The organism is Myxococcales bacterium, assembly GCA_016703425.1.
Lineage (GTDB): Bacteria > Myxococcota_A > Polyangia > Polyangiales > Polyangiaceae > JADJCA01.
In genome coordinates this window covers 480,572-505,709 of record JADJCA010000002.1, presented here as the reverse complement: position 1 = coordinate 505,709, position 25,138 = coordinate 480,572, and the positions used below count along the sequence as shown (strand labels likewise).

The 25,138-nt window shown below is 69.4% G+C and carries 18 protein-coding genes and 1 pseudogene; 14 read left to right on the top strand and 5 right to left on the bottom strand.

The window, feature by feature from the left end:
* Positions 1 to 12: 12 nt before the first annotated feature.
* Together IPG50_08450 and IPG50_08445 are read left to right on the top strand one after the other, a co-directional pair.
* A complete protein-coding gene (locus IPG50_08450) occupies positions 13 to 1,953 on the top strand; it encodes a hypothetical protein (protein MBK6692221.1) in 1,941 nt (646 codons plus the stop codon).
* A gap of 217 nt (positions 1,954 to 2,170) precedes the next feature.
* Entirely contained in the window at positions 2,171 to 3,928 is a 1,758-nt protein-coding gene (locus tag IPG50_08445; GenBank protein MBK6692220.1) for a serine/threonine protein kinase, read from the top strand.
* A gap of 71 nt (positions 3,929 to 3,999) precedes the next feature.
* Here the strand turns inward: IPG50_08445 and IPG50_08440 are convergent.
* The 4 genes and pseudogenes from IPG50_08440 to IPG50_08425 all read right to left on the bottom strand — a co-directional run bounded on the left by IPG50_08440 (position 4,000) and on the right by IPG50_08425 (position 6,788).
* Positions 4,000 to 4,453: pseudogene (locus tag IPG50_08440) on the bottom strand (PaaI family thioesterase).
* A gap of 181 nt (positions 4,454 to 4,634) precedes the next feature.
* Positions 4,635 to 5,045 (bottom strand): type II toxin-antitoxin system PemK/MazF family toxin, encoded by a 411-nt coding sequence (locus tag IPG50_08435; protein ID MBK6692219.1) that lies wholly within the window; start codon positions 5,043 to 5,045, stop codon positions 4,635 to 4,637.
* A complete protein-coding gene (locus IPG50_08430) occupies positions 5,029 to 5,274 on the bottom strand; it encodes a hypothetical protein (GenBank protein MBK6692218.1) in 246 nt (81 codons plus the stop codon). The genes IPG50_08435 and IPG50_08430 overlap by 17 nt, the downstream gene beginning before the upstream one ends.
* A gap of 65 nt (positions 5,275 to 5,339) precedes the next feature.
* On the bottom strand, positions 5,340 to 6,788 hold the full coding sequence (locus IPG50_08425; protein MBK6692217.1) for an AarF/ABC1/UbiB kinase family protein: 1,449 nt from the start codon (positions 6,786 to 6,788) through the stop codon (positions 5,340 to 5,342).
* A gap of 122 nt (positions 6,789 to 6,910) precedes the next feature.
* Between IPG50_08425 and IPG50_08420 the strand changes: the two genes are divergently transcribed.
* The 7 genes from IPG50_08420 (at position 6,911) to IPG50_08390 (ending at position 16,234) form a co-directional block, all read left to right on the top strand.
* Positions 6,911 to 7,390 (top strand): hypothetical protein, encoded by a 480-nt coding sequence (locus IPG50_08420; GenBank protein ID MBK6692216.1) that lies wholly within the window; start codon positions 6,911 to 6,913, stop codon positions 7,388 to 7,390.
* 33 nt (positions 7,391 to 7,423) lie between these two features.
* Complete coding sequence (locus tag IPG50_08415; protein MBK6692215.1) at positions 7,424 to 8,782, top strand: serine/threonine protein kinase; 1,359 nt, start codon at positions 7,424 to 7,426, stop codon at positions 8,780 to 8,782.
* A gap of 3 nt (positions 8,783 to 8,785) precedes the next feature.
* Positions 8,786 to 11,047, top strand: a complete 2,262-nt coding sequence (priA, locus tag IPG50_08410; GenBank protein MBK6692214.1) for a primosomal protein N' — start codon at positions 8,786 to 8,788, stop codon at positions 11,045 to 11,047.
* Between the two features lie 77 nt (positions 11,048 to 11,124).
* Positions 11,125 to 11,727 carry a GNAT family N-acetyltransferase gene (locus tag IPG50_08405; protein ID MBK6692213.1) on the top strand — a complete coding sequence of 201 codons (603 nt, stop codon included), beginning with the start codon at positions 11,125 to 11,127 and terminating at the stop codon, positions 11,725 to 11,727.
* Between the two features lie 60 nt (positions 11,728 to 11,787).
* The gene (locus IPG50_08400; protein ID MBK6692212.1) at positions 11,788 to 12,456 is read left to right on the top strand and encodes a ComF family protein; all 669 of its coding nucleotides are present in this window, start codon (positions 11,788 to 11,790) and stop codon (positions 12,454 to 12,456) included.
* A 30-nt stretch (positions 12,457 to 12,486) separates the two neighbouring features.
* Entirely contained in the window at positions 12,487 to 15,237 is a 2,751-nt protein-coding gene (locus IPG50_08395) for a DUF4339 domain-containing protein (GenBank protein ID MBK6692211.1), read from the top strand.
* Positions 15,238 to 15,268: 31 nt separating this feature from the next.
* Positions 15,269 to 16,234: a hypothetical protein gene (locus IPG50_08390; GenBank protein ID MBK6692210.1), complete on the top strand. Its 966-nt coding sequence runs from the start codon at positions 15,269 to 15,271 to the stop codon at positions 16,232 to 16,234.
* Between the two features lie 202 nt (positions 16,235 to 16,436).
* On the opposite strand, the gene IPG50_08385 is transcribed toward IPG50_08390, so the two are convergent.
* Positions 16,437 to 16,877, bottom strand: a complete 441-nt coding sequence (locus tag IPG50_08385; GenBank protein MBK6692209.1) for a hypothetical protein — start codon at positions 16,875 to 16,877, stop codon at positions 16,437 to 16,439.
* A 529-nt stretch (positions 16,878 to 17,406) separates the two neighbouring features.
* On the opposite strand from IPG50_08385, the gene IPG50_08380 reads away from it, so the two are divergent.
* The 5 genes from IPG50_08380 to IPG50_08360 all read left to right on the top strand — a co-directional run bounded on the left by IPG50_08380 (position 17,407) and on the right by IPG50_08360 (position 25,096).
* Positions 17,407 to 18,366, top strand: a complete 960-nt coding sequence (locus IPG50_08380; GenBank protein ID MBK6692208.1) for a hypothetical protein — start codon at positions 17,407 to 17,409, stop codon at positions 18,364 to 18,366.
* Positions 18,367 to 18,447: 81 nt separating this feature from the next.
* The gene (locus IPG50_08375) at positions 18,448 to 20,010 is read left to right on the top strand and encodes a hypothetical protein (GenBank protein MBK6692207.1); all 1,563 of its coding nucleotides are present in this window, start codon (positions 18,448 to 18,450) and stop codon (positions 20,008 to 20,010) included.
* A complete protein-coding gene (locus IPG50_08370) occupies positions 20,010 to 21,296 on the top strand; it encodes an imelysin family protein (protein ID MBK6692206.1) in 1,287 nt (428 codons plus the stop codon). Before IPG50_08375 ends, IPG50_08370 begins: the two co-directional genes overlap by 1 nt.
* Positions 21,297 to 21,317: 21 nt before the next feature.
* Positions 21,318 to 22,781 (top strand): HTTM domain-containing protein, encoded by a 1,464-nt coding sequence (locus IPG50_08365; GenBank protein ID MBK6692205.1) that lies wholly within the window; start codon positions 21,318 to 21,320, stop codon positions 22,779 to 22,781.
* Between the two features lie 59 nt (positions 22,782 to 22,840).
* On the top strand, positions 22,841 to 25,096 hold the full coding sequence (locus tag IPG50_08360) for a TonB-dependent receptor (GenBank protein ID MBK6692204.1): 2,256 nt from the start codon (positions 22,841 to 22,843) through the stop codon (positions 25,094 to 25,096).
* Positions 25,097 to 25,138 lie beyond the last annotated feature (42 nt).

Sequence of the window (25,138 nt, the reverse complement as noted above, 5' to 3'; positions counted from 1 at the left end):
AGGATCCTCGCCATGCGACTCCTCGCCCTGTCCTCGCTCCTCGTATCGCTCGCTTCCCAGTGTGGAGCGCAAGAGCCAAGAGTGGGGCCCTCGACGCCCCCGGCGCCTTCCAAGGCCGTGGCACACGAGAACGCTGCCGCGGCCGTGGCCAAAGACGCCGGCGTCGTCGCTCCGTCGCCGGGCCCGATGTTCGTCCTCGCCACCGACGCCGCGCTGATGGCCGACCTCGAGGCGAGGGGCGCGTCGTTCGCGGCGCTCTTGGAGGGGGCGCCGTCGGCTCTTGCCAACGACGAGCTCGCCGCCAAGCCTCGCTACGCCTCGATGTTGCGCGTCTTTGACGAAGATGTGCGTGATGTCGCGCGGCGCGATCCAGCGGCGGGCGTGGGCATGGCCAAGGCGCATCGCCTCCTCGACGTCGCCGCGCTTCGATCCAAGCGCGCGCGCTTCGAGCTCGTGGGCGTGACGCACCGCTTGGACCGAGGCCACGTGCGTCCGGGAACGTGCGGCGAAGCGCGCTTCATCTACCGCCTCGCGTACGCGACCAAGCAAGCGACCAAGGACGGCGCCATTGACATCGCATCGCGCCTGCCGGCCACGCTCGCCGTGACGTATTGGCTGAGGCCGCCGGCGACGACGAAGATCGAAGCCACAGCCACCGACTGCGCGAAGGTGGCCGCGCTTGCGCGTGTTCCGAGCGACGGTGTGACGGCCGCGTGGCTCCTGTCGGAGCGAGGGCCCTTCGGCGGCCTTCCGGACCTTCGAACGCGATTCAAGGCCGTTGAGGCAAACGTGCAGATCGTGCGTTGGCCTTCGACGACGCGTCCCGACCTGGCCGGTCATGCCGAATACGCGATGCGCGTTTTTGAGACGAAAGGCGACGCGCTAGTGCCCGTCCCGCTCGAGAACACGCTGGACGTCTCGCTCTTCAAGACGCCGGCGAAGGTCGCCGAGCTCGAGCGCTTCGTGCGGGGGAACCTCGATGCCATTGATTTCGGAACCGTCCGCTTTCCCGACCTTTGGGCCGCCAAGAAGAGCGTTTCGGTGAGTCCGCGCGGCCTCGCGCGGCTGGTCAACCGCCCCTTCCGGCAGGTGCTCGACCCGAAGCGGCTGAGCGATCTCGACCTCGCGGGCCGCGCCAACATCGCATCACCCGAGGCGCTCGTCCGGCGCCTCGACCAGCTCACGTGCGCCGGTTGCCACCAATCGAGGAGCGTCGCTGGCTTTCACTTGCTCGGCGAAGATCGCGTGGCCGGCGCCAACTCCATCGCGGTCCCACTATCGCCGCACTTGCTCGCGGAGCGGGGTCGCCGCGCGGCTGGGATGGAGGCAGTGGCCGAGGGGCGCGCTTTTGGCGCCCATCCCTCACCGGAGCGTGGTCTCGCCGAGAGGGGCCACTACGGTGCGAGGTGTGGCCTCGGTGATCGCGGCTTTGCGCGGTGGACCTGCGACGACGGCCTCACCTGCCAGCGCGGCGATCGCGCGCGCGGTGAGGACACCCTCTTGGGAACGTGCCTCCCAAGCACGTCGGCCGCAGGCGATCCCTGCGAGTCGATGATCGTGGAGCCGAACGCCGACGGAATGCGTGATCGCGGCACCATGGAGCGGAAGGCGTGTGGCCCTGGTGCGGGCTGCGGGTCAAACCTCGTCGGTTTCCCCGGTGGACTGTGCGCCGTCGCCTGCTCGTCGCTCGCGAGCGATCCGAACGGAGTCTGCGCGGGCATTCCCATTCTGACTTCGTTCAACGCGTGTCTGGCGCGCAGCGAGCCCTTTGAGGCGTGCATCGCGGCCAACACGAACCCCTCCGGGGTCCGTGGCTGCGACGCCGCGAACCCCTGCCGCGAGGACTACATCTGCGCGGGCGCGCCGTCGGTGTTCGGAGGCAAAGGACGCGGCGCGTGCATGCCGCCGTATTTTCTCTTCCAACTGCGCGTCGACGGTCATCCGGCCCTGTGAGAGGCGAAGAAGGACGTCGTCCACGGGCACGGGCACGTTTACGGGGAGCGCAGGCGACCGTCGTGGAGTGTGGTGCGTGGGCAGTCCCGGTCGCACGGCCAAGTCAGGAGTTGGGTAGAAAAAGGGCCAAGTGCAAGGAACCCTTTGTTCCGGACGTTCGTCAAACAATCCAATGGCATCGGTCCCGTTCAATGCAAACGCTGGTAGCATCCGCGGCGTGGTGCAGGCGGCCAACCCACTGCCCGACATGATCGGGCCCTATCAGGTGCTGGGCGGCCTCGACGAAGGCGCCACCGGGATTGTCTACAGGGTGCAAGACGCACACGGGCGCATGTTGGCGCTCAAGGTGCTCCGGCCCGAGCTTTCACTCAGCGATCGGGAGCGCGGTCGCTTCCTTGAGGAGGCGGTCCGCCTTCGCCGCGTTCGGCACCCGGCGCTCGTCGAGGTGGTCGACTCGGGCGTCCTTCCGAACGGCCTCCCTTTCATCGCGATGCCTTGCTACGGCGGCGAGTCGCTGGCCGAAAGGCTCCGTCGCGCGCCCATGCGCTTCGACGTCGCGCTTCATCTGTTCGAGCAGCTCGCCGAGGCGCTCCAGGCGCTCCATCGCGAGGGCCTCGTGCATCGCGACGTGAAGCCCGAGAACATCTTCGTGACGGAGGGCGATCGGCAGGCCCTCCTGCTCGACCTGGGCATCGCGCGCGACGCGAACGCGTCGCCCTCGACGACGACGCACGCGGGCCTCATCCGAGGAACGCCCGCGTACATGGCGCCAGAGCGCTTCTTCGGGGCCCCCGCTACGGCCGCAACCGACATCTACGAGCTTGGCGTCGTGCTCTACGTGACGCTCGTGGGCGCGCTGCCCTGGCTGCGCTTTGACGATCCCACCGAGCGCATGAAGCCGGCGCCTCCGTCGGCTCGCGGCGTCGTTCTGCCAGCGCGGCTCTCGTCTACGCTGATGCGCGCGCTGGCGGTGAGCCCCGGCGAGCGGCCGCAGTCGGCCGCGGAGTTTGCGCACGCGGTCATCGAGGCGATGTCGCCAGAGTCGGCCCAGCTCATCGCGAACCAAGCGACCAGCTACGTGCACGCGTCGGGGACGCGCAACGTCGTCACGCCGGAGCCAGTACCGTCGCATTCGCACGTGGCCTACGCGCCGACGACGATGGTGAATCACGCGCAGTCGGGCGCTCCCAGCTATGGCCCGCCGATGCAGCCCCCGCCGTATTCGGCAGCTCCGGCGACGCCTCAGCCAGCGCCGCCGACCGAGCGAAAGCGCCTTCCGGCGATGCTCATCGGCGCCATGACGGGCGCCACGCTCCTCGCGAGCGGCGGCCTCGCCCTCGTGCTGTTCGTGCGCTCCGGTGCCAACCTCGAGGCGCCCGTCGCCGTGCAATCCACGCCGCAGCAGAGTCCTGCCGTCGCGACCGCGACCGCGGCGGCGACGCAGCCTTCGCCTGCGGTCCCCTTGCCCGTCGCGGACCCCATGGCGCAAAAACAGACGCGCCCTGCCGCCCGGGCCGCTACGCCGCTAGCGGCGAAAACCACGACGCGCGCGGAGAAGGACACGAAGGTTGTGGTCGTCGCCCCCAACGAGAGCGTCGAAGCGAACCAAGACCCCAAGACGAACGAGGCGGAGCACAAGAAAGACGAGGCGGAGCACAAGAAGAACAGTACGCAGGGCGGGGCAGGTGGCGGCCTCGCGGCGTCGGAAGCGAAGGCGACGGAAGCGAAGGGGACCAATCCTCCGGCGCCGACGCCTCTGCCCACGCCGCCACCGCCGACCATCGTGAGCGCGTCGCTTGCGAATTGCGAAGCTCTCAGGAGCTACATGTGCATGCCTCAGGTTGAAGCCGCCAAGCACGGATGCTTCACGGCCACTCAGGATCTCGCCTTCCGCAGGAAGCAACCCGTAGAAAAGCGCGCGGGGTTGGACGGCCTATGCGCCGCCGACCTGCGCCGCCTCGCTCAGAGCCGATAGAGGCGACGGCGTCGTCTCCGTCGCGCTCGAGCGCGTCCGGCCACATTTCCCACTCCAGGAAGTAGCGTGGGTCAACTGCGGCGGCGAAACCGCTTCCAGCTCGCGCGCATCGTCGCGCGAACCTTGCCGTCGGCGGAGAGCTCGGCGTCGCACGTCATCGCGTCGTAGCCCTGCCTCGACCAAGCGCGCGGCGAGCGTGACCTCACCATCGCGCGGCGTCGGCCTGAGAAAGCGGACTTCGAAGCCGGCGGTGAGGAAGATGGCCGGCGCGCCATCCGGGTCACGCATGCCGCGTTCGTGCGACTCGAGCAACACAGCGGCTGCGGTATGGCAATCGAGCACGGTGGTGATGATGCCGCCGTTCAAGAAGCCGAAGCCGTTGTCGTGCTCGGGCCACGGTCGAAAGGCTCCGACGACGTCTCCTTCGCCCTTGAAGGAACGAAGGTGGAACCCGCGCGGGTTCGCGTGCCCACAGCCAAAGCAGGTCAGCTGCGGATAGAGCCGCTCTTGGATGCTCGTGGCCACGTGTGAAGTCTAGGCGAGCCAAGGCATCCGTCCGATGAATCGACGCAGGGGGACGAAACGCGGCCGGCGCTTCGCGTGCCAGAAACCGAATCCCGCGCGCCAGGATCGGAGGAACGGACGTACGTGCACTCGGGCGCAGCACGGAGACGGACCATCGACAAGGCTTGGCTCGAAGAGACCATCACCGCTTCACGACTCCTGCCCCGTCCAGGCCGAGATGCATCGCGAGCGCTCCATCGAGGGCCCGCGCTGCGTCGACCCCAATGCGCCCAGCGCGCCGCACGATTCGACGACGATCGAACGTCATGACCATCGACGCGTTCGCCACGCGCGGCTCCGTCAGCGTGGAGCGGGGCGCGCGTAGATCGACCATGTACGCCCGCGCGGCCCGCTCCGCGGTGTATTGCTGGGTCGGCACGACGGTAACCGCAGCGCCGTGTTCGTTGGCGATGTCGTTCGAGACCACCACACACGTCCGCACCTTCTTCGGCTCGACGCCGACGGACGGATCGCAGTCGACCCAAATGACGTCGCCGCGCCTTATCGCCGCCGGGCGCGCGCCCTCGTGACGCCGACTAGTCGTCTTCTTCAAGGCCCAGAACCTCCAACGAACCAGCCTCGAAGTCCTCGAGCAGCCCCCGGCTGTCGGCCCGGCCTGCCGCGTAGTCGGCTGCCAACTTCTTGCGCCGCGCGAGCGCTTCTCTCCGGTCGATGGCCTCCCGGATCAACGTGCGTGCGAGGGCGGCACGGCGGTCCGGCTTCGCGTGCCTATCGAGCCACGACTTCGTGTCATCGTCGAGTGTCAGATTGACCCGAGCCATGACACGTAACGTAGCACGCCGTTCTAGGGCGGCACGCCGGGTCCCAAGCGTCGCCCGGACCGCCCTCAGTCCATCCACTCATCCGTGATGGCGCGGTAGTCGGCCTCGGCTTCGAGGCCCGCGAGCACGCTTGAGAGGCCCCATTGGAGCCGATTCACGAAGGTGAAATCCGTGGGCATGTGGATCGGCTTGGGCAACTGCGGCAAGGACGCGCCCTCCTTGTGGACGAGCTTCTTCGTGTTCCTCACCAAGAACGCCACCGACTCGCGGGCGAAGGGCTTCGTAAAACGAAACGGTCCCTTGGTCGTAAACGGCGTAAGCACGAGCAACGTGTACGCGCGGTAGAGCGCCCAGCCCTCCGCGTCATCGGGGTCGTAACCGAGGACCTCGACACACGCCTTGTCGAAAGCCGGCCAATCCTCGAGCTGCGCGGCGCGGACGTAGCGTTTCATGCCGCGCACGAGCTCGTCGGGCACGCGCTTGGTGCAACCGAAGTCGAGGAACGCGACGCGCCCGCCGCCGAGGAAGCGGTAGTTGCCGGGGTGCGGATCGGCGTAGAGCACGCCGTGGCCAAAAAGAGACCGGAACATGAACCGCCAGATGGTCGCGCCGGCAGCGTCTTTGTCAGCGCGGCTCGCTTCGTCGACGAAGGTCGCGTAGTCGGTCCCGCCCATCAGATCCGTGGTGAGGACGCGGCGCGTCGTGAGGCCATGGTGAACCCGAGGAATGACGATGTCGGCGTCGCGCTCGTGGATGCGTCGAAACGCATCGGTCATCTCCGCTTCGTGGCCGTAGTCGAGCTCCGAGAGAAAGACGCTGGCGATCTCGCGCGTCGTCTCTTTGGTGCCGTAGCGGCGGCCGATGGGCGCGACCATGCTCTCGAGCGTGGACAGACTCTTGAGGTCGTTCTCGATGGCCTTGTCGATGCCCGGGTATTGAACCTTGACGGCGACGGCCTCGCCTCCGCGCGTTTTGGCGCGGTGCACCTGCCCAATGCTCGCGGCGGCGAAGGGCTCGCTTTCGAACGACTGGAAGAGCTCCTCCGGTGAACCGTCGAGCTCGGCTGTGATCACGCGCCGCGCGGCCTCGCTCGAGAGCGGCGGCGCCTTGGACTGAAGCTCCGACAAGATTTCCTGGAAGCGAGCCTCGTAGCCGGGTGGCGCGAGCCCGTCGATGTACGAGGCCATCTGGCCCAGCTTGAGCGGCAACCCCTTCATCTCTCCGAGCGTCTTGAGCATGGCGCTCGCCGTCTGCTTCGCCGTGCGGAGGATGCGCTCCTGATCGCGCGCTTCTTCTTCCGGCGAAGGCGCGCGGCCGAGGGCACGCTTGACGGCCACCGTGGCGAGCGGCAGCGCGCGCGGGGCCAGTGCGCCGAGGCGCGCGAGGCGCCCGAAGCGCGATGTTGGGGGAGCGTCGGGGCGCTTCGGCGAAGCTGCCGGGGCGGCGCCGGACCCGCCGTCGGACCCGACGTCGGGCGCGCCGCCCTTGCCTTTGCCCTTGTCGTGGCCGCTCATCGCTTCGTACCTCGCCCGCGTTTCGCGAGAGGGCATAACACGGGTGGCGCGCCTCGGCGCTCATCGGCGGTGCGGTTCATGGGCAAGCCCTTCGGAGTGTCTTTGCGATAAGGTAGGGCCCCATGAGCGCTACCCCCCCGCGTGCACGGTTTTCTGGGTCACTCGGTGTTTCGCTGACCTTTGGCCTCGCGCTGGCGGCGCTACCGGCGTGCGATAAGCGCGGCGGCGAGCCCGACGCGGCGGGCCTTCAGCCCACCGCCGTCGCGACCACGGCGACGCCGGCTACCGCGGTGACGGTCGCGCCCACGGTCGCGCCGACGCCGGTGCCCACGCTGACGGGTGCGCCTCCGGTGCCGGTCCGTCCGACGACAACCACCGTGAAGACGGCCGACGGCGGCGTTGCGGTGGTTGCGGTTAGCGACGCGGGCGTTGCCCCCACGACAGCGCCGACCTTCGCGATTCCAACGGCGCTGCCCAGCGGCTTCCCGACGGCGCTCCCGAGCGGCTTCCCGACGACGCTTCCGACCGTGCTGCCGACGGCTTTGCCGAGCGGCTTCCCGACGATCCCGATCCCGGGTGCGGCCCCGTCGGCGAAAAAGTAGCGACCCAACCGGAGCGCTGAACGAGACGTGGCCGTGCAATCCGACGAGTTGAGTCGCCTCCCGCGCACCTTCGGCCGCTACACGCTCTTCGACTTCGTCGGCAAGGGCGGCATGGCCGAGCTGTTCCTTGCGCGCGTGACGAACGATCTCGGGACGGCGCGCCTCTTCGTCGTCAAGGAGATCCTCCCGGAGTTCTCCGAGAACGCGCGCTTCGCCGAGATGCTCATCCACGAGGCGAAGCTCGCCGCGCGGCTGACGCACGCGAACATCGTCACGGTCTTCGACTTGGGCCGCGAGAACGGGCGGCTCTTCATCACGATGGAGTACGTGGAGGGCTTTGACATCGGCGCGCTCCTCCGCCGCTGCACGAAGCGCAAGATCCCTCTGCCGCTCGACCTCGCGCTGACCATCGTGTGCGGAACCTTGCGCGGCCTCGACTACGCGCACCGACGAACCGACGACGACGGTCGGCCACTCGGCATCGTGCATCGCGACGTGTCGCCGTCGAACGTGCTCGTGTCCTTCGGCGGCGACGTCAAGGTCTGCGACTTTGGCATCGCCCACGCCAACGATGCCGTGCTCGCGTCGACGCCATCGCTCGACGAAGCCGCCATCAAGGGCAAGGCTGGCTACATGAGCCCGGAGCAGGCGGAAGGCGCGCCCATCGACGCGCGCGCCGACGTCTTCGCCGCGGGGATCCTCCTTTGGGAGCTGCTCTCAGGGCACAAGCTGTACCGCGCCGAAGAGGGGGGCCGAGCCGATCTCTTGGCTCAAGCGCGCCGCGCCGAGATCCCCGATCTGCCGAAGAAGGGGCTCCCCGAGGAGGCCAAGCTCCACAGCATCTGCAAGCGTGCACTCTCCAAAGATCCTGCGCAGCGACCGTCCTCGGCGCAGGCGTTGCTCATGGACCTCGAGGCCTACGCCATCGAGACGGGCCAGCTCGCGAGCTCCATCAAGTTGGGCGATTGGCTCACGACAACCTTCGGCGAGGAGGCCCTCGAGCACCGCCGCGTGCGCGAGCGCGCCGCCGCCGCCATTCAGCGCGGACCCCTCGTCGAGCTCCGGCCCATCGAGCGGACGCCGGCGCCGGCGCCCGCGGTGGTAGTTCCGCAACCGGCACCGACCCCTGCGCCGCCGCCCCTCGCCGCGCCCGCGGAAGATCGCCCTCCGCCGCCCGTCGAGTTGCCCCGTCCGCCGCCGGCCCCCGTCGCCGTCGCCGCACCGCCATCCATCGCTGGGACCAGCGTCTCGGTGCCGCCGGAGGCCACCTCGAGTTCGCGCCTCTTGCCGACGGAGCCCAGGGAGCAGCAGCCCGGCGTTTCTCGCACCGTCGTCGCGCTCGTCGTCATCGTCGTGGTCGTCGTTGTCATCGCCCTCATGCGCGGGCCCTGACTCGTGCTGCTCGTCGACGTCGCACTCCCCGTGCCGCTGGCGCGCATCTTCTCCTATTCGGTGCCGCCCGCCCTCGCCGAGCGCATCGTCTCGGGCATGCGCGTCGTCTGCCCCTTCGGCTCGCGTCGTCTCGTCGGCGTCGCCTTGGGACTCCGCGAAGGGGAGCCTCCGCCCGGCGTTCGCGCCGTCGCCGAGACGCTCGACGACAAAGCGCAGCCGACGGTTCCGCCGGAGCTCCTCAGCTTCATGCGAGAGGTCGCCAGCTATTACCTCGCGCCGCTCGGCGAGGTGCTCAAGCTCGCCCTCCCACCGCTCGACCGAAAAACCGCCGATGCGCTGCGCGAGCCCATGCTCTTCGCCGACAAGAAGGGGCTCTCCTCGCGCAAGATCCTGTGGGTCGTGCCCACGGCCGGCGGAGGTGAGGGGAGCGACGCGGCCACGCGAGGGCAGGGCAAGGCGATCCTCGCGCACCTGCGCGCTGCCGGCGAATCATCCATCGCGCGCTTGGAAGAGACTTGGTCGAACGCCCGCGCCGCGTGCAAGCGGCTCGAAGAGCTTGGACTCGTGCGGCTCGACGCCCGCGACGCACCGTCGGATCCGTTCTTCTCGGAAGAGGCGCGGCCCGAGCCGGTGCCCGAGCTCACGCCGCCGCAAGCGGATGCGGGCCAGGCGCTTGAAGAAGCGCTCGGTGCCGCGTCGTCCGGGACGAGGACCTTCCTCCTCGACGGCGTCACCGGCTCGGGAAAGACCGAGGTCTACCTCCGAGCCATCCGCGCGGCCCGTGAGCGGAAGCTCGGCACCGTCGTCCTCGTCCCCGAAATCGCGCTGACGCCGCAGCTCGTGGCGCGCTTTCGCGGTCGCTTCGGCGATGACGTCGCCGTGTTGCACTCGGCGCTCACGCCGCGCGAGCGCCACGACATGTGGCGTCGCTTGAGGAGCGGTGAAGTCGACGTCGCCATCGGCGCTCGCAGCGCGCTCTTCGCGCCCGTCGGCAACTTGGGCCTCGTGGTCGTCGACGAAGAGCACGATCCGTCGTTCAAGCAAGAAGAGGGGGTTCGCTACCACGCGCGCGACATGGCCATCTTGCGCGCACACCGCGCCGGTGGCGTGTGCGTCCTCGGGAGCGCGACGCCTTCGCTCGAGAGCGAACACCTCGTTCGCGGCGGGCGCGCGCGCCGGCTCCTCTTGCCGGCTCGCGCGCGGGCCCAGGCGATGCCGACCGTCGAGATCGTCGATCTCCGCCGGATGGGCGCGGGGCCGACCGGCGACAAGCGCATCAGCTTGCCGCTGCACCGCGCCATCGAGAAGGCCCTCGAGCAAGGCGAGCAGATCATCTTGTTCCTCAACCGGCGCGGCTTTGCCCCGAGCGTGCGCTGCACGGCGTGCGGTCACCTGGCGGCTTGTCCGTCGTGCTCGGTCGCGCTCACGTTCCACAAGAAGCGCGGTGAGCGGCTCCGCTGCCACTATTGCGACTACGAGTGCGCTGTCCCGTCGCAGTGCGAGAAGTGCGCCGCGAAGGACCTGTCGCTCGAAGGTATCGGTACGGAGAAGCTCGAGGAGTCGCTGGGCCTGGCGTTCCCCACGGCGCGCATCGCGCGCCTCGACCGCGACGTGGCCACGGGGCGAACGGTCGACACCATCTTGGAGCGCGTTCGGAGCCGCGAGGTCGACATCCTCGTGGGCACGCAGATGGTCACCAAAGGGCATGATCTTCCGCACGTGACCCTGGTGGGCGCGATCAACGCCGACGCGGCGCTGTCGATCCCGGACTTTCGCGCGGCGGAGCGCGCCTTTCACTTGCTCGTGCAAGTGGCCGGCCGCGCCGGGCGCGGCGACAAGCCGGGGCGCGTGCTCGTGCAAACGTACGCGCCGGAGCATCCGGCCATCGAGTTCGCGGCGCGTCACGACACCAAGGGCTTCGTCGAACGCGAGCTCGCCGATCGCCGCGAGCTCCGGTACCCGCCCTATTCGCGGCTCGCGCTGGTGCGCGTCGACGCGGAAGACGAAGCGCTGGCGCTCGCTGCGACGGAGACGCTCGCCACGGTCGCCCGCGACGTCGCGAGCGGCGAAAAGGGCGTCGACGTTCTGGGGCCCGCGCCGGCGCCGCTCCCGCGCCTACGCCTGCGCTTTCGGTTTCGGCTCATGGTGCGCGCCGCCGATCGCGCGGCCTTGCGGCGCGTCCTCGTCGCCGTCGACGCCGCGCGCTCCACGCTCTCAAAGGACGTGCGCGCCGTCGTCGACGTCGACCCGGTGCAGCTGCTCTAGCTTGGAGCGCGTTGAGCCGCGAACGGCGCACGGGAATTCGTTGCTTGCGTCGGCCCACCGCTCGTACGCTCGCTCGCGTGCCCGCGCCCGTCGTGTCTCTCGCCACAAGCCTCACGAGCGCGCGTCTCGTGATGCGACCTCCCCGGACGAGCGATGTCGGCGCGCTCTTGGCGTCGCTTCGCCGCAACGACGCGCACCTCAGGCCGTGGTCGCCGCTCCGGGCCGGCGCGGACCGGAGGCCCACGTTGGCGTTCGTCGCGAGAGACGTGGCCGCGGCCCGGCGCTCCTGGCGTCGCGACGACGGCTACACGTTCTTCGCCTTCGAGGCGGGCCTGAAGGCGCCCCGCGTCGTCGGCCGCGTCACGCTGGGCAAGGTGATCCGCGGGCCGTTTCAGAACGCCTTCTTGGGCTACTGGATTGACGTCGAACGGCAAGGGGAGGGGCTCGTGACGGAGGCCGTCGGCGCCGTCTTGCGCTTCGCCTTCGGCCCCCTCGGCCTCCACCGCGTGCAAGCGGGCGTTATGCCAAGAAACGCGGCCAGCATCGCCGTGGTGAAGAAGTTGGGGTTTCGCGAAGAGGGGCTCAGCGCGAGGTATCTGCAGATCGCAGGGACCTGGGAAGACCACGTGACCTTCGCCATGACGTCGGAGGACTGGGCCGACCTCACCGTGCGCCGCTGAGGCGGTCGATTCCGCTCCGCGCCACGCAACTTGCGGAGCCTGTTGGTCGATGAGACCTCCATGCTCCATCTCGCGATCGAGTGGGCCTTGTCGGTGCTCGCGCCGCCGGCCTGCGCCGCGTGCGACGCGCCGCTCGCGCGTCAGGCGGTCTTTTGTGGGGTCTGCGCTGGCGGTGTCGAGCCGTGTCCCGCGGGCGACGAGGGCATGGGCGCAGGCGTTTCAGCTGGCTACTACGGCGGGCCGCTGAGCCTCGCCATTCAGCGGCTCAAGTTCGGGGGCCGCGTGGATCTCGCGAGGCCGCTGGGGCACCTCGTCCTCGCGCGCCTCCGTTCGACGAGCCTCGCGGCGAGCGTGGCGGCATCGGCGGAGCTCGTCGTCCCCGTGCCGCTGCACCCGGCTCGTCTCATCTCGCGCGGCTACAACCAGGCGGCGCTCCTGGCGCGGGTCGTGGCGGCGGGCCTTGGCAAGCGCTACGCGCCGGGGCTGGTCGCCAAGAGACGGGCGACGGAGACGCAGGCCTCCCTCGACGCCGCCGCGCGGCGCGAGAACCTCCGCGGCGTGTTCACCGCAAACGGCTCACCTCGCGCTCGTCGAGCCCTCGCGGGCGCGTCGATCTTGCTCGTCGACGACGTCCGGACGACGGGAACCACGCTCGACGAGGTGCGGCGGACGCTCATGGAGGCGGGCGCCGCACGAGTCAGTTTCGCGACGGTGGCGCAAACGCCTTAGTTTTCCCATTTGTTGATATGCTCCGCCGGAGTGAGCGGCGACACCGAATGGCGCTGGGCCGACCCGCAGGGCCAGCAACGCACGATCCGAGGCGACGAGCTCTTGGCAGCGCTCGCGAACGGGATCATTGCCCCCAACGCGCCGGTGTGGCGCAGCGGGTGGATCGATTGGAAGCCCGCCCACGACGTGCCCGAGCTCTCCACGAGCGCCATCGCCGCCTCCTCCGGCATCGTCCCCAACATTCCGCCGCCGCCGCTCTTCGTCGTCGCCGCGCAGAGCGCGTTTGAAGGGCCCGCTTCGTCGTCCCTTCGGAAGGGGACCGAGCCGCCGCCCCCGCCCAAATACGTCCCCGCGCCGGTGCGCGTAGCGACGCCAGGCCCCATCGGTCCGCCACCGTCGGCGCGTCCTCCGGCGGCCGCTGGGAGCGGCACGTCAACGGCGCCGCGCTCGCCCACGCCTCGCTCGCTGACCCCGCGTCCCGGCGTCACGCCGCCGTTGCCTCCCATCGGCGCGAGGCCTTCGGGCGCGAGCCACCCACCGAGCGCCTCGCGCGGGCCGATCTCGCAACGCATGTCCGGCTCGGAGGCCTTGAAGCGCGCTGTGCCTTCGAGTCCGAAGCTCCCCAAGGCGCCCGTCCCGACGCCGCCCGATACGCAACGCGACGCCGCCGGCGCGTCGGCCCCGCCGAAGCCGCAGGCCGTCTCCGCGGCCGCGGCCAAGGGCCTCACGGTGCCAACGATGCTCGGTGTTCCGCGCATCGGTGAGCAGCCGAAGGCGCCGGGCCCCACCAACATCGCGCACACGCCGCCGATGCCCACGGCCGCCGATCGCACGAAGACCGACCCTACGCGCGCGACGCTCCTCTTCGACGGCTCCGCGCCGGGCGCGCCGAGTCGCCCGCCGCGCGCCTCCGGGGCAGCGCCGCCGCTGGTCGCTCCCGGCGTCGGCCCCATCGAGAAGAACGCGGTCACGCGGCCGCCTCCCGTCGATACGGGTACTGTGCAAATAGCCGGCGGCGTGGCGCGCAAGAAGGAAGAGTCCTCCGAAGATCTGAGCGACTCGATGGTCATCTCCGACGAGACCGACCCGCGCGTTCTTCCGCCCTCGTCGCGGGCCCCGTCCTCGAAGGCGCGCCCGTCGAAGCCGCCGCCGCCAGGCCTCAAGGCCATCGTCACGGGCAGCTCTCGCCCGCCGCCGCTCCCTTCGGCGGCGACCGCCACGTCGGGGCCGGCGTCTGGCACGCTCATCGGCACGCCGCTCCGCGTGCCGAGCGTCTCGTCGACGCCGCCTTTGCCGCTGACGGCACCGAAACGCGCCGCCGCGTCGGCTCCGCAATCGTCGCGGGAGCCGGAGATGGATCCGGCGCTCTTCGGCATGAGTCCCATTCCGTCGCCGGGGCCGCCGCCGGCGGACTTGCTCCGTCAGGTGCAGGAGGCCGGCGGCGACATCGCGGCACGGCCGCGAAGCGAGAGCGCCACGAGCCACCCCGACGACGCCTTCGCGCGGCCCCATCCGCCTTGGCTCGTGAAGGTCTTGGAGCGCTTCCCTCAGCTTCGGCCGATCCAGAAGGGCAAGCCCATCTTCTTCTTGCCCGTGACCGGAGGTCTCGCCGCGCTCGTGGGCTTCTTGGTGTTGGGGCTCCTCGTCCGCGGCTGCGTGAACCTCGTGTCGTCGGACAAGGACGACAAGCGCGCGAAGGTCAGGGGCGCACCGAGCGCGACGACGGTCGCGACGGGACCTGTTCCGAGCGCGTCGACCGCTGCGCCGCCCGTGCCCGCGGTTGATGCTCCGCCGAAGGTCGCCGAGGCGCAGGCGCTCTCTTGTCGCAGCGTTGGCGCCGCCAAGACGCTCTCGCCAAAAGCCATCGTCGGCGCAGGGGTTGAGGCCGTCGCCCTTGGCCGCGGCGTGGGCGTCGGCTTCGCGACGGGCCCCAAGGAAGGCGTCGCCCTCGAGCTCGATGCGCAATCGCTCGCGGTCCTCGCGACCGCCAAGGCCCGCGGGACCGACATCAAACGCGTGACACCGATCTGGGATCGCACGCGCCTCGCGGCCGCGGCCGATGTCGATCGGGCCGGCGACGCGCTCGCCGGAACACGCACCGTGGCGGCGGCGAATCCCTTCAAGATCGGCGTACGCGCCGGCCAGATCGCGTGGGCGCCGCGAGCCGGCGGCGCGGCGACGTCGTTGTGGCCTTACGACGGCGACACGCTCGACGCGGTGCGCGTGGTCCCCGACGGCGCGGGCTTCGTCGTGGCCTTTCGCAAGTCGGGCATGATCTTTCACGGCCTCATTGGCAATGGCATGAAGCCGCTCGGTGGCCTTCAGGAGACGCGCGGGCTCGGGCCGCAAGTTGGGTCGCCGGCCATCGCCACGAGCGGCGGCGCGCTGCTCCTCATGTGGGCCGATCGCGCGACACCCGAGCAATCGTGGGGCATTCGCATGCGGCGCGCGGCGCCGAGCGCTGCCCTTGGCGCGCCCGAGGCCTTCGCTCCGCAAGGTGGCCCTGGCGCGCCGTTCATTGCTCCCAGCGTAGCCTCCCTCGGCGGCGGCCGATTCTTCGTGGTTTGGACGGAAGGCGCAGGCCAGAGCCACCAAGTGCGAGGCCTTGTCGTCGACGAAAATGGGCAACAAGGTGCACCCTTCGCGATCTCGCCGTCGGGCATGAACGCCGGTCAGGCGCAGGTCGCGTTCTCGGGCGAAGGGCGCGGCGTGGCGGCCTTCTTGGCGAGCGGTGCGCGTGGCTTCGAGCTTGCCGCCATCGCGCTCACCTGCGAGAAGTGACGCGAGCGTGAGGGCCACAAAGATGGGCGCAATGACGACGTCGCGAACTTGGCTCACACGAGCGCGTGCCGCCGTCTTGGTTGGCGCCGCCCTGCTTGGCCTCGGCGCCAACGCCGGCTGCGCCTTCTTGATTCCGCCCGAGTCGAAGGTGCGCGCGGGCGAGCTCTTCGAGACGGAGCACGCGAAGTACGATCCGTATTTCAAAGAGGTCTATGCGCTGCAGCAAGCGGCCGGCGGCTGGGATGCAAAACGAGCCGAGGTGCGCAGGCCTCTCGTCGACACGCTCAAGCTCGACCCCGACGTCGCCGACGTGACCTTGGTCCAGTCGACGCACGAGCGACTGCTCGGCGTGGCGCGGGAAGCCGGAACCATCCGCATGGATGTCACCGACGGGCAGGCGCGCGTCGTCGCTCAGAATCCATCCAAGGTCGACGAAGCGTCGCGCAACCTCTTCGGCACCCTCGAGACCTGCGCGCGTGCCGAGCTCGACCGCGGCAAGGCGCTCCGCGACGTCCCCGCGCGCGTAGAGCTGCTCTTGAAAGATGGGCGCGCCCTCAAGCCGCAGGTGCGCGAAGACCTCTCGCGTCGCGGGTCGCGCTTCTCAAAGGAGGTCGAAGCGGAGCTCGCCGCGTCGTACGAGTCGTTGGGCGAGATCGCCAAGTCAGCGCGTCTCCTCTCGCGGGAAGCGGAGGACTTCGTGGCGGATCTCCGTCGCGCCGTCGGAACGGACCTCGCGGAGGCGGCGGCACGACCGTCGGCGAAGGCGCCCAAGGGAGGAAAGCCCGGTGCGAAGCCCGCCGAGCCTTCGAGCAAGGGAGGCGAGGCGAAACCCAAGCCGCCGGAGCCGACGAAGCCGCCGGAACCCGCGAAGGTGAAGCCACCGGAGGTCGTCAAACCTGCGGAGGCGCCCAAGCCGCCGGACAAGCCGGAAGTGAAGCCCGAAGCGCCGAAGACGCCCGAGCCGCCGAAGCCCGCGAAGGAAGAGTTCAACCCGTAGGGGTCGTCGAGAAGAGCGGCTCGTGATGCTCGACTCGGGTTGCGTGCGCTTCGCGGATCAGAGCCGTGTCACGGAAGGATCGTTGCCGAGGGTGATGCCTGCTTCTCGGCAAGCGCAAACGCGATCTAAAACTGGGAGCGAGTCGATGGGGCGCAAGTCGCGCTCGAGAGCCTTGCGCGCCGCGAACGAGCTGTGCGTGAGGTCACGCGAAGAGCTCGTCGAAGTCGCCGCCAGGATCGGCGACCGCGCCGAACGACTCTCCCACCTTGAACTTCTTTGCGAGTGACGCCTTCTTCACCGTCACCCGGAGGGTCGCACGGTAGATGGGGTTGTTCGAGCTCCCTTCCCCGAGGGGAGTCGCCTCGATCTTCTCCACCTTCTGGACGAAGGCGTCGGGATCGGGGCCGTCTTCGGGCTCCTCGATCTCTCCTTCACGCGCCTTCTCGTCGAGAAGCAGCATCGCGGCGATCTTCCGCCAGTCCCCCGGGGAAGCGCGTTCTTTGTCGTCGTCGATGCCACGACGTGCACCTTCGTCGAAGAGACTCGAGAGCGCGCGGCTCTCGCCACTCTCTTCTACTTCGATCGTGACCGTCTTGCTCGCGGCGTCGATCGCCTTGACCGTAACCTTCTGGTAGTCGCTCATCGTCCTCCGGCATACGCCGAGTGATCCGCGGCCCTTCCTTAAAACTCGGACGCCTTCAACAGATCGGCGGAGGAGGAGAGATGTGCGGTCCGCTTCGCTCCCCGCCTCCTACGCTTGCTGTCTCGCTGCGCGAGCCAGAGCTCGGAGCCTCGAGCTCCCGGTGGACTTGCATCCACGGCGGTTTTCAGAACCGCTGCCCTCCGCGTCGTCGGGTGTCGTGACGCGATGGCGTCGCAGCGCGTCGCCTGGATCGGCCGCTGGCGCGCGCTTCGAACGCGACCTGATACCCTTCGCGCCGATGAACCCTTCACGCGTTCACGCGAGCTCGTTCGCGCAGAGCACCTGGTCTGCCGTGCTGACGACGGCCGTCTGCGTTCTGGGTGGCGCGCTGGGCTGCGCTCGGGGGCCTGCTCAACATGAGAGCCTCACGCCGTCCGCCGCGTCTCCGAGCGACGCGGGCGCTGGGCCTCTTTCCCCTAGCGCTCCCCTTAGCGTTCCCCCGCGCAGCGCGCCAGAGGTCCGAGTCGACATGAGCCACCCGTTTGCACGAAGAGTCGCCGCGATCCCCGACGAAGCTTTCCTCGGCGCCCGCCGCCGTGAAGATCCGCGCATCGAGTCGCTGCCGGCCGCCGCCATGGAGCTCGACTTTAGCGGGCTCATGCTCGCCGCCCCGCGGCGCGTGGACCTCGATGCCGCCGACGCGCTCCACGCCTTCGTCGTGCGCGCCGGCGTCCCGCGCGAAGACGCGCCGTTCATCCGCAACGCGACCCTCGTGGCCACCGATCTCGAACGCGGCGACGTCTTCGTGGCGCGAGCCCTTGAGCCGGATTCGTCGAAACACGGCGAGGGGGATGTGGAGTCCGAGCCGATGCCGGCTCCCGCGCCGCGTCCGCCGCCGCGTCCGCCGGGCAGTGTTCCTCCTCCGCCGGGTGAAGGGGCGAGCGCGGGCCTCGTCTGGCTCGACTACCGACGCGGCCAGGCGATTCCGAAGCGGTCCGGTCGGTGGGTGCTTCGCCTCCTCTCGTTCGATGAACGCTCCAACGACGTGGTCGTCGAGACGTCGACGCAAAAGGGCTCCAGCGACGCGCCGCCGGCCGAGCGCGTCCATGCGCTCCTCACCGGCGCACGTCGGGTCTCTTCGCTGCGCGGCCCGGGCGCTGCTCTTTCGCTCGGCGAGCAGCAGGCGCGTCGATTGGTCCTCCACGGCGACGTCCGCGTTGCGCTCGCTCCCTACATGGTTGGGCCGGGCCGCGGGACCCTGAAGGCGAAGGTTCTGCTCTTTGCGAAGAACCACTCGAGGCCCGTCTCGGTGCCGATCGAGCTCCCGTGGTCATCGCCCGGTGCAGCGTCGCCGCGGCCCGGCGACCTCGTCGACGCCACCTTCTCCATCGACGTTCGTGACGTCATGCCCGAAAAGCCCGCGGGAGCATGGCAGGCGTACGTGCTCGCGGGGCCGCACATCTCCGCGCCGCTCGCGCTGAAGTTCTGACGCGCCTCTGCCCTGAAGCGGCGCGCGAGGACGCCACGATAGGGCTTGCAATTGAAAGTCACTTTCATTATCAAGTTCGGCATGCGCTCGTTCCTGCCTCGCGTCGCGACGTCCCTCACGCTCTCCCTTTCACTCGTTTTTGCCTGCGAAAGCGAGGAGGCCACCACCACGCCGGGAGGCGACGCGGCCATCGCGGACGCGTCGGTCGGCGACTCAACCGCCCAACCGACACAGGACGCCGGCGCCAACGCCGACGGCGGCTCCGTCGGAACGGACGCGTCCTCTGACGCCTCGGACGCGGGCGCGACGGCGGATGCGTCTGGCGACGCGGCTGCGATCGCGCCGACCGTCGTCGCCGTGTCCGCGACAGCCCACGACCGCTTCTTCGGCGTGACCTACGATCCGCAAGGGAACATCTTCGCGGTGGGCGTCCTGTCGTCGGGGACCGACGCGGCCGACGATCTGCGCACCGTGGTCGCCAAGTTCTCGGGCGCCGGCGTCCTCGACACGACCTTCGGAAACTCCGGCTACGCCGTGCTCAACGTCGCGCCAGGCGGCGGCGGCGAGGTCATGCGCGGCATCGTCGTGCAATCGACCGGCAAGATCGTCGTGGCGGGCACCGTGGAACACACGGCGCCGCAAGCCGACGGCGCCGCCCCTGACGCGCGCGATCGCGACGTCGCGCTCGTGCGATTCAACGCCAACGGCACGCCCGACACGACCTTCGGGACGGCGGCGACGGGCGTCGTGATCTTGGACCTCTCCGACGGCGAAGTGGCGGGGTCGACTTACCTCGCCGACACCCAGTGGGGCTTGGCCCTTGGCGCCGGTGACAAACTCGTCGTCAGCGGCGCGGTTCGCGGCACCGGACCCAGCGTCGATGGGGGCGTGCGAGCCGACACGGACTTCGCCGTCGTGCGCCTCGAAGCCAACGGCGCTCGCGACAACACCTTCGACGGTGACGGCGTGGCAACGCTCGACATCGGCAACTTGAGCGCGAGTCCGCGCTCGGTGACGGTGCTCGGCGACGGCAGCGTGGTGATGAGCGGCTACATGCGCGACGCGAACAGCATCGTGAGTCCCGTCGTCTTCAAGCTCACGGCCGCGGGGGTCCTCGACACCACCTTCGGCGTCGGCGGAATCTACAACGAGGTGGTGTTGCAGTCGGTGACGGAGGTCTACGGTACGGCGCCTCAGGGCAACAATTTCGTGACCGCGGGGTACGGCCGCAACGGCTCCTCGGAGTCGACGGATTGGGTCTCGCTTCGCATCCTCGGCGATGGTGGTCGCGATCTGACCTACGGAGCCGACGGGGGGCACGCGCGCATCGACGTCGCGGGAGAGACCGACAACGCGCGCGCCGTCACCGTGCTTCCCGACGGGCGAATCGTGATCGTTGGCGGGGGCCGCCCGACGGCCGCCAACAGCGACGGCATGATCGCGATGCTCACGCCGGCGGGGCTCCCCGACACAACCTTCGGCCCCGGTGGGTACCGCCTCTATGACCTCGGCGGTACGGCGGACTTCTTCTGGGCCACCGCCGTGGCACCCGATGGCAAACGCTTCGCGTCGGTGGGCGTCGCCGGAGCCCCCGTGAGCGGTGACGACGACGCTGTGCTGCTCGTCCTCCCCACGGGCCTCTGATGTTCCGTCCACAGCACGGAGCCGGCGCCACGCGCGCGATGCTCGCGCTTCTGCTGGTGTCAGGGCTCGCCTCTTGTCGCAAGCCCCCGCCGCGGGAGAACGTCTTCACGGGCCAGGCGAAGCCCGTCGCGACGACGATCCCGACGGTGTCACCGCCACCATCGCAATTGCCTCCCGAGCCGCCGCCGCCGGCGGAGGCGTTTAGCAAGGCGAACCTCTTGCGCGCCTCGGCCGACTGCGCGCTCCGCCACGTGAAGGACTTCGAGGCCAAGGCGCAAGCGCTAAAGGTCGCGGCGCGCGCCCACGTCGCCGACGCGAGCCCCGCCCAGTCCGCACAGACCAAGGACGCGTGGCGCGAGGCGGCGGCTTCGTTCCAGCTCCTCGAGCTTCACCGGCTGGGACCCTTGGCGCGCGCCGCCGAACCCGGCGGCAAGGGCCTGCGCGACGAGCTCTCCGCTTGGCCGCTCGTCAACCGCTGCATGGTGGACGAGCAGCTCGTCGCCACGAGCTACCTGGCGCCCACGTTCTCCTCGTCGGTGGTGAGCGCGCGCGGCGTCGGCGTCGTCGAATACCTCTTGTTCGCGGCGGGGACGGGCAACGCGTGCACCAGCGTCTCCACCATCAACGCGTCGGGGAGCTGGGCCGCGCTCTCACCTTCCGTCCTCGCCGGTCGCCGCGTCGCCTACGCGGCCGCTTCCGCCGACGTGATCGCCGACCGCGCCGTCGAGTTGCTCACGGCCTGGGACCCGGCGCGCGGAAACTTTCATCGGGAGCTCTCCCTCGCGGGCAACGGCAGCGCCGTCTACGCGAGAGAGCAAGACGGCCTCAACGCCGTCAGCAACGCGCTCTTCTACCTCGACGTCGAGGTGAAGGATCTCAAAGTGGGCAGGCCCGTGGGCCTCGTCGATTGCTTCACGGCCACCTGCCCCGAAGCGCTGGAAGCGCCCTACGCGCGGGCCTCGCTCTCACACCTTAGGCAGAACCTCCTCGGCTTCCGCAAGGTGTTTCAAGGCTGCGCCGACGACGGCTCCGGCTTCGGCTTCGACGACTGGCTCAGGGCCGCCGGCGCCGGCGGCGTTGCCGATCGAATGTTCGTGGCCCTCGCCACCGCCGAGGCCACCGCGGCGAGCCTCGAGCCGTCGATGGAAGACGTGCTCGGCGCCGACGCGAAGCGCGTGGTGCAGCTCCACACCGACATCAAAGCGCTCACCGATCTGCTGAAGACCGAGTTCGTGACGGTGCTCAACCTCGAGCTTCCGAAGAGCTCGGAAGGGGACAACGACTAAGTGCGTCTCTCCTTCGAGCCCATGTTCGACAAGCGCGTCGACATCGCGTGGCTTGCGGCCTTTCGCGCGCTCTTTGGCGTCGTGATGGCCGTAAGCGCAATCCGCTTCTTGGCGTACGGATGGATCGACGACTTCTGGGTCAAGCCCACGTTCCACTTCTCGTACCTGGGCTTCGAGTGGGTGAAGCCCCTCGGGCCTTGGGGCATGCACGCCGCCTTCTGGACCCTCGCGGTCCTCGCCCTCGCGATGGCGGTGGGGCTCTTCTATCGCGCCGCCGCCTTCGCCTTCGTCGTGCTGTTCACCTACGTGCAGCTCCTCGACGTCGCGACGTACCTGAATCACTACTACCTCGCGGCGCTGCTCGCGCTCCTCTTGGCGGTGTCGCCGGCGCACCGTGCCTACTCGGTGGATGCGTGGCTCGCGCGGCGCCGCCGTGGCCACGCCCCGGAAGAGGCCCGGGGCACGGCGGTGGACGGAGTCCGCGTCGTGTGGCTCTACGTCTTCCGGTTTCAAGTGGCCGTGGTGTACACGTTCGCCGGCATCGCGAAGCTGCACGCCGATTGGCTCCTCGATGCGCAGCCGCTCCGCATCTGGCTCTCGTCGCGCACCGACCTGCCGCTCTTGGGGCCGCTGTTTTCCCACGCCGCCGCGCCTTACCTCATGAGCTGGGCCGGGTTTCTCTTCGACACCAGCATCGCCTGGCTCCTCCTTTTGAAGCGCGTGCGACCGTTCGCCTACGCCGTCGTCGTCGTGTTTCACGTTGTCACGCGCACGCTGTTTCCCATTGGCATGTTCCCCGTCATCATGGTGCTCGCGGCGCTGGTGTTCTTCCCGCCCGATTGGCCGCGGCACGTGGTCGCGTGGGTGCGCCGCTTCGGCGCGGCGCGGCCTCGTCGATGCCTCGCGCCCGCGCATGGTGCCATCGCCGGGCTGGCGCCGGTCGCCCTCGGCGCGCGATGGCGCGTGGCTGCATGGGCCGTCCTCGCCGCGTACGCGCTCTGCCAGCTCGTCCTCCCGCTCCGCTTCTTGGCCTACGGCGGCAACGTTCGCTGGCACGAGCAGGGCATGCGCTTCTCGTGGCGCGTGATGGTGCGCGAAAAGAACGGTAGCGTGACGTTCGTCGTTCAACAGAAGGCAGCGAGCAAGGACGACGGCCAGGCTGACGGCAAGGCCGCTGGCAAGCCCGCCGGCAAGATCTGGCACGTGAGCCCCGGGCGCTACCTGACGCCGCTCCAGGAGCGCGAGATGGCAGGGCAGCCGGATCTCATCGCCCAGCTTGCTCGTCACATCAAGCGTGACTTCGAAGCGCGCGGCGTGGGGCCCGTCGCCGTGCACGTCGACGCGTTAGCGTCGCTGAACGGCCGGCCCTTGGCGCGCCTCGTCGACCCCGAGGTCGACTTGAGCGAGGTCGATGACGGTCTCGCCATCGCTTCGTGGATTCTTCCGGCGCCCGCACAAAGGCCGCCGCACGTGAGGCCGCTGTGAAGGCCTCGGAGAACCGTGCACCGAAGGCGCTCTGTTCGCTTGGCATCGTGAGTGCGCTGATGGTGGTGAGCGTCGCCCGAGCCGACCATGGCGACGAGCCCGGCTCGGCAGCGCGAGAGGTCCTGCCCACGGAGCCGGTGACCCCCGCGTCGACGGCCCCGGGCCCTGCCAAGGCGCCCGCTGCAGCACCCGTTGGTCCGCCCGCCGCAGCGTCGAGCGACGACAAGGGAGCCGAGCAGGAGGTAACCGTCGTCGGCACGCGCGTGGCGCGCACCGCCGGCTCCGCGCATGTGCTCGGCGAGAAGAAGCTCGCGAGACAAAGCTACGACGACGCGCACGCGGTCCTCGCAGAGGTCCCCGGCGTCTACTCGCGTGGCGAGGACGGCGTGGGCCTGCGCCCCAACATCGGCATTCGCGGCGTGAACCCCGATCGCAGCAAGAAGGTCGCGCTCTTGGAAGACGGCGTGCCCTTTGCTCCCGCGCCCTATTCGGCGCCTGCCGCGTACTACTTTCCTTTGGTGATGCGCATGACCGCCATCCGCGTCGTCAAGGGGCCGGCAGCGATCGTGCACGGTCCGCAGACCGTCGCCGGCGCCATCGATCTTGTTACGCGAGCTGTGCCCGCCACGCCTTCAGGCTCACTGGACGGCGCAGCCGGTGCCTACGGGTACAACAAGCTCCACGCCTACGCAGGCACCGGCGACGAGAAGATGGGGCTCATGCTCGAAGGCGCGCACCTCGGTTCGTCGGGGTTCAAGGCGCTGCCGAGCGGAGCCGACACCGGCTTCGCGCGGAACGAGGTGATGGCGAAGGGTTACTACGTCGTGGATCCGGCGGCGCGCTCGCCCCAAGAGATCAAGGTCAAGTTCACCTACTCGGACGAGATCTCGAACGAGAGCTACCTGGGCCTCAGCGACGCGGACTTTCGGAACAACCCCAACGCGCGCTATTCGGTGAGCGAGCTCGATCGCATGCGGAGCTTCCGCACGGCGCTGGCCGTAAGCCACGTGGCATCGGTGATCCCGCGCAAGCTCGTCTTGACGACGACGGCCTACCGGAACGACATCGCGAGGACGTGGCGCAAGGTCAACGGCTTCCGCGGCGCCGATCTCTTCTCCGTGCTCCGCGCACCGGACGCGGGCCAAAACGCCGTCTACGCGGGCCTCTTGCGAGGTGTAGGCGAAGGCTCGAGCCCCGGCGAGGCACTCCTCGTCGGACCCAACGCGCGCGACTACGTGAGCCAAGGCGTGCAGACGGTGCTGCGTTGGGAAGGAAAGAGCGGCCCCTTGGCCCATCGCTTCGAGTACGGCCTTCGCCTCCATCAAGATCGCATCGAGCGTCGCCATAGCGAAGACGCGTTCCGCATCGTGCGCGGCGACCTCATCCCCGAAGGCTCGGCCACCGTGGTGACCGCCTTCAATGAAGCCTCGACGGAGGTGCTCGCGGTTCACGCCGCCGACGCCGTGACGTGGGGCCCGCTCACGTTGACGCCGGGGGTTCGTTTCGAGGTGATGCGCCCCACGCTCATCGACAAGATCACCCAGGTGACCACCAAACGACTGACGAGCGTCTTCCTTCCCGGCGCCGGCGCGTTCGTGTCGCTCACGCGGGACTTCGGGCTCCTCGCCGGCGCGTACCGCGGCTTCAGTCCTGCGGCGCCGGGCGGTGATCCAAAGCCCGAACTCAGCGTGAACTACGAAGGCGGGGCGCGTTTCGTGCGCGGCGCCGCGCGCGCGGAGGTCATCGGCTTTCTCAACGACTACTCGAACCTGACCGATGTCTGCACGCTCGCGAGCGGGTGCCGTGCCGCCAACCTGGACGCGCAGTTCAACGCGGGAGCGGCCCGCGTCTACGGTCTCGAGGCGTTCGTGGAGCACGAGCTGCCGGTGGGTCCGTTGAAGTTTCCCGTGACGGGGTCCTACACGCTCACGCGCTCCGAATTTTTGGAGACGTTTACGTCGGAGGACCCGATCTACGGACGCGTTCAAGCAGGCGACGAGGTGCCTTACGTGCCGCGCCATCAGCTCGCGCTGCGCGCCGGCGTCGAACACGCTCGCGCCGCCGGCAACGTGGCCTTCACGTACGGCGGCAAGATGCGTGAAGAGGCTGGCAAAGGTCCCATCGAGGAGCGCCTCCACACCGACGCCTCGTTCATGGTCGACTTGGGAGCGCGCTTTCACATCACCGAGCGGCTCTCGGTTTACGGCAACGTGCGAAACCTCTTGGACGAGCAGGTCATTACGTCGCGGCGGCCTTTCGGCGCACGTCCCAACGCGCCACGCTGGGTGCTCGCAGGCGCGAAGCTGACGTTCTGAGGTGCGAGGCGCGGTGACGCTCGCGTCCTCCGACGGCCGCCA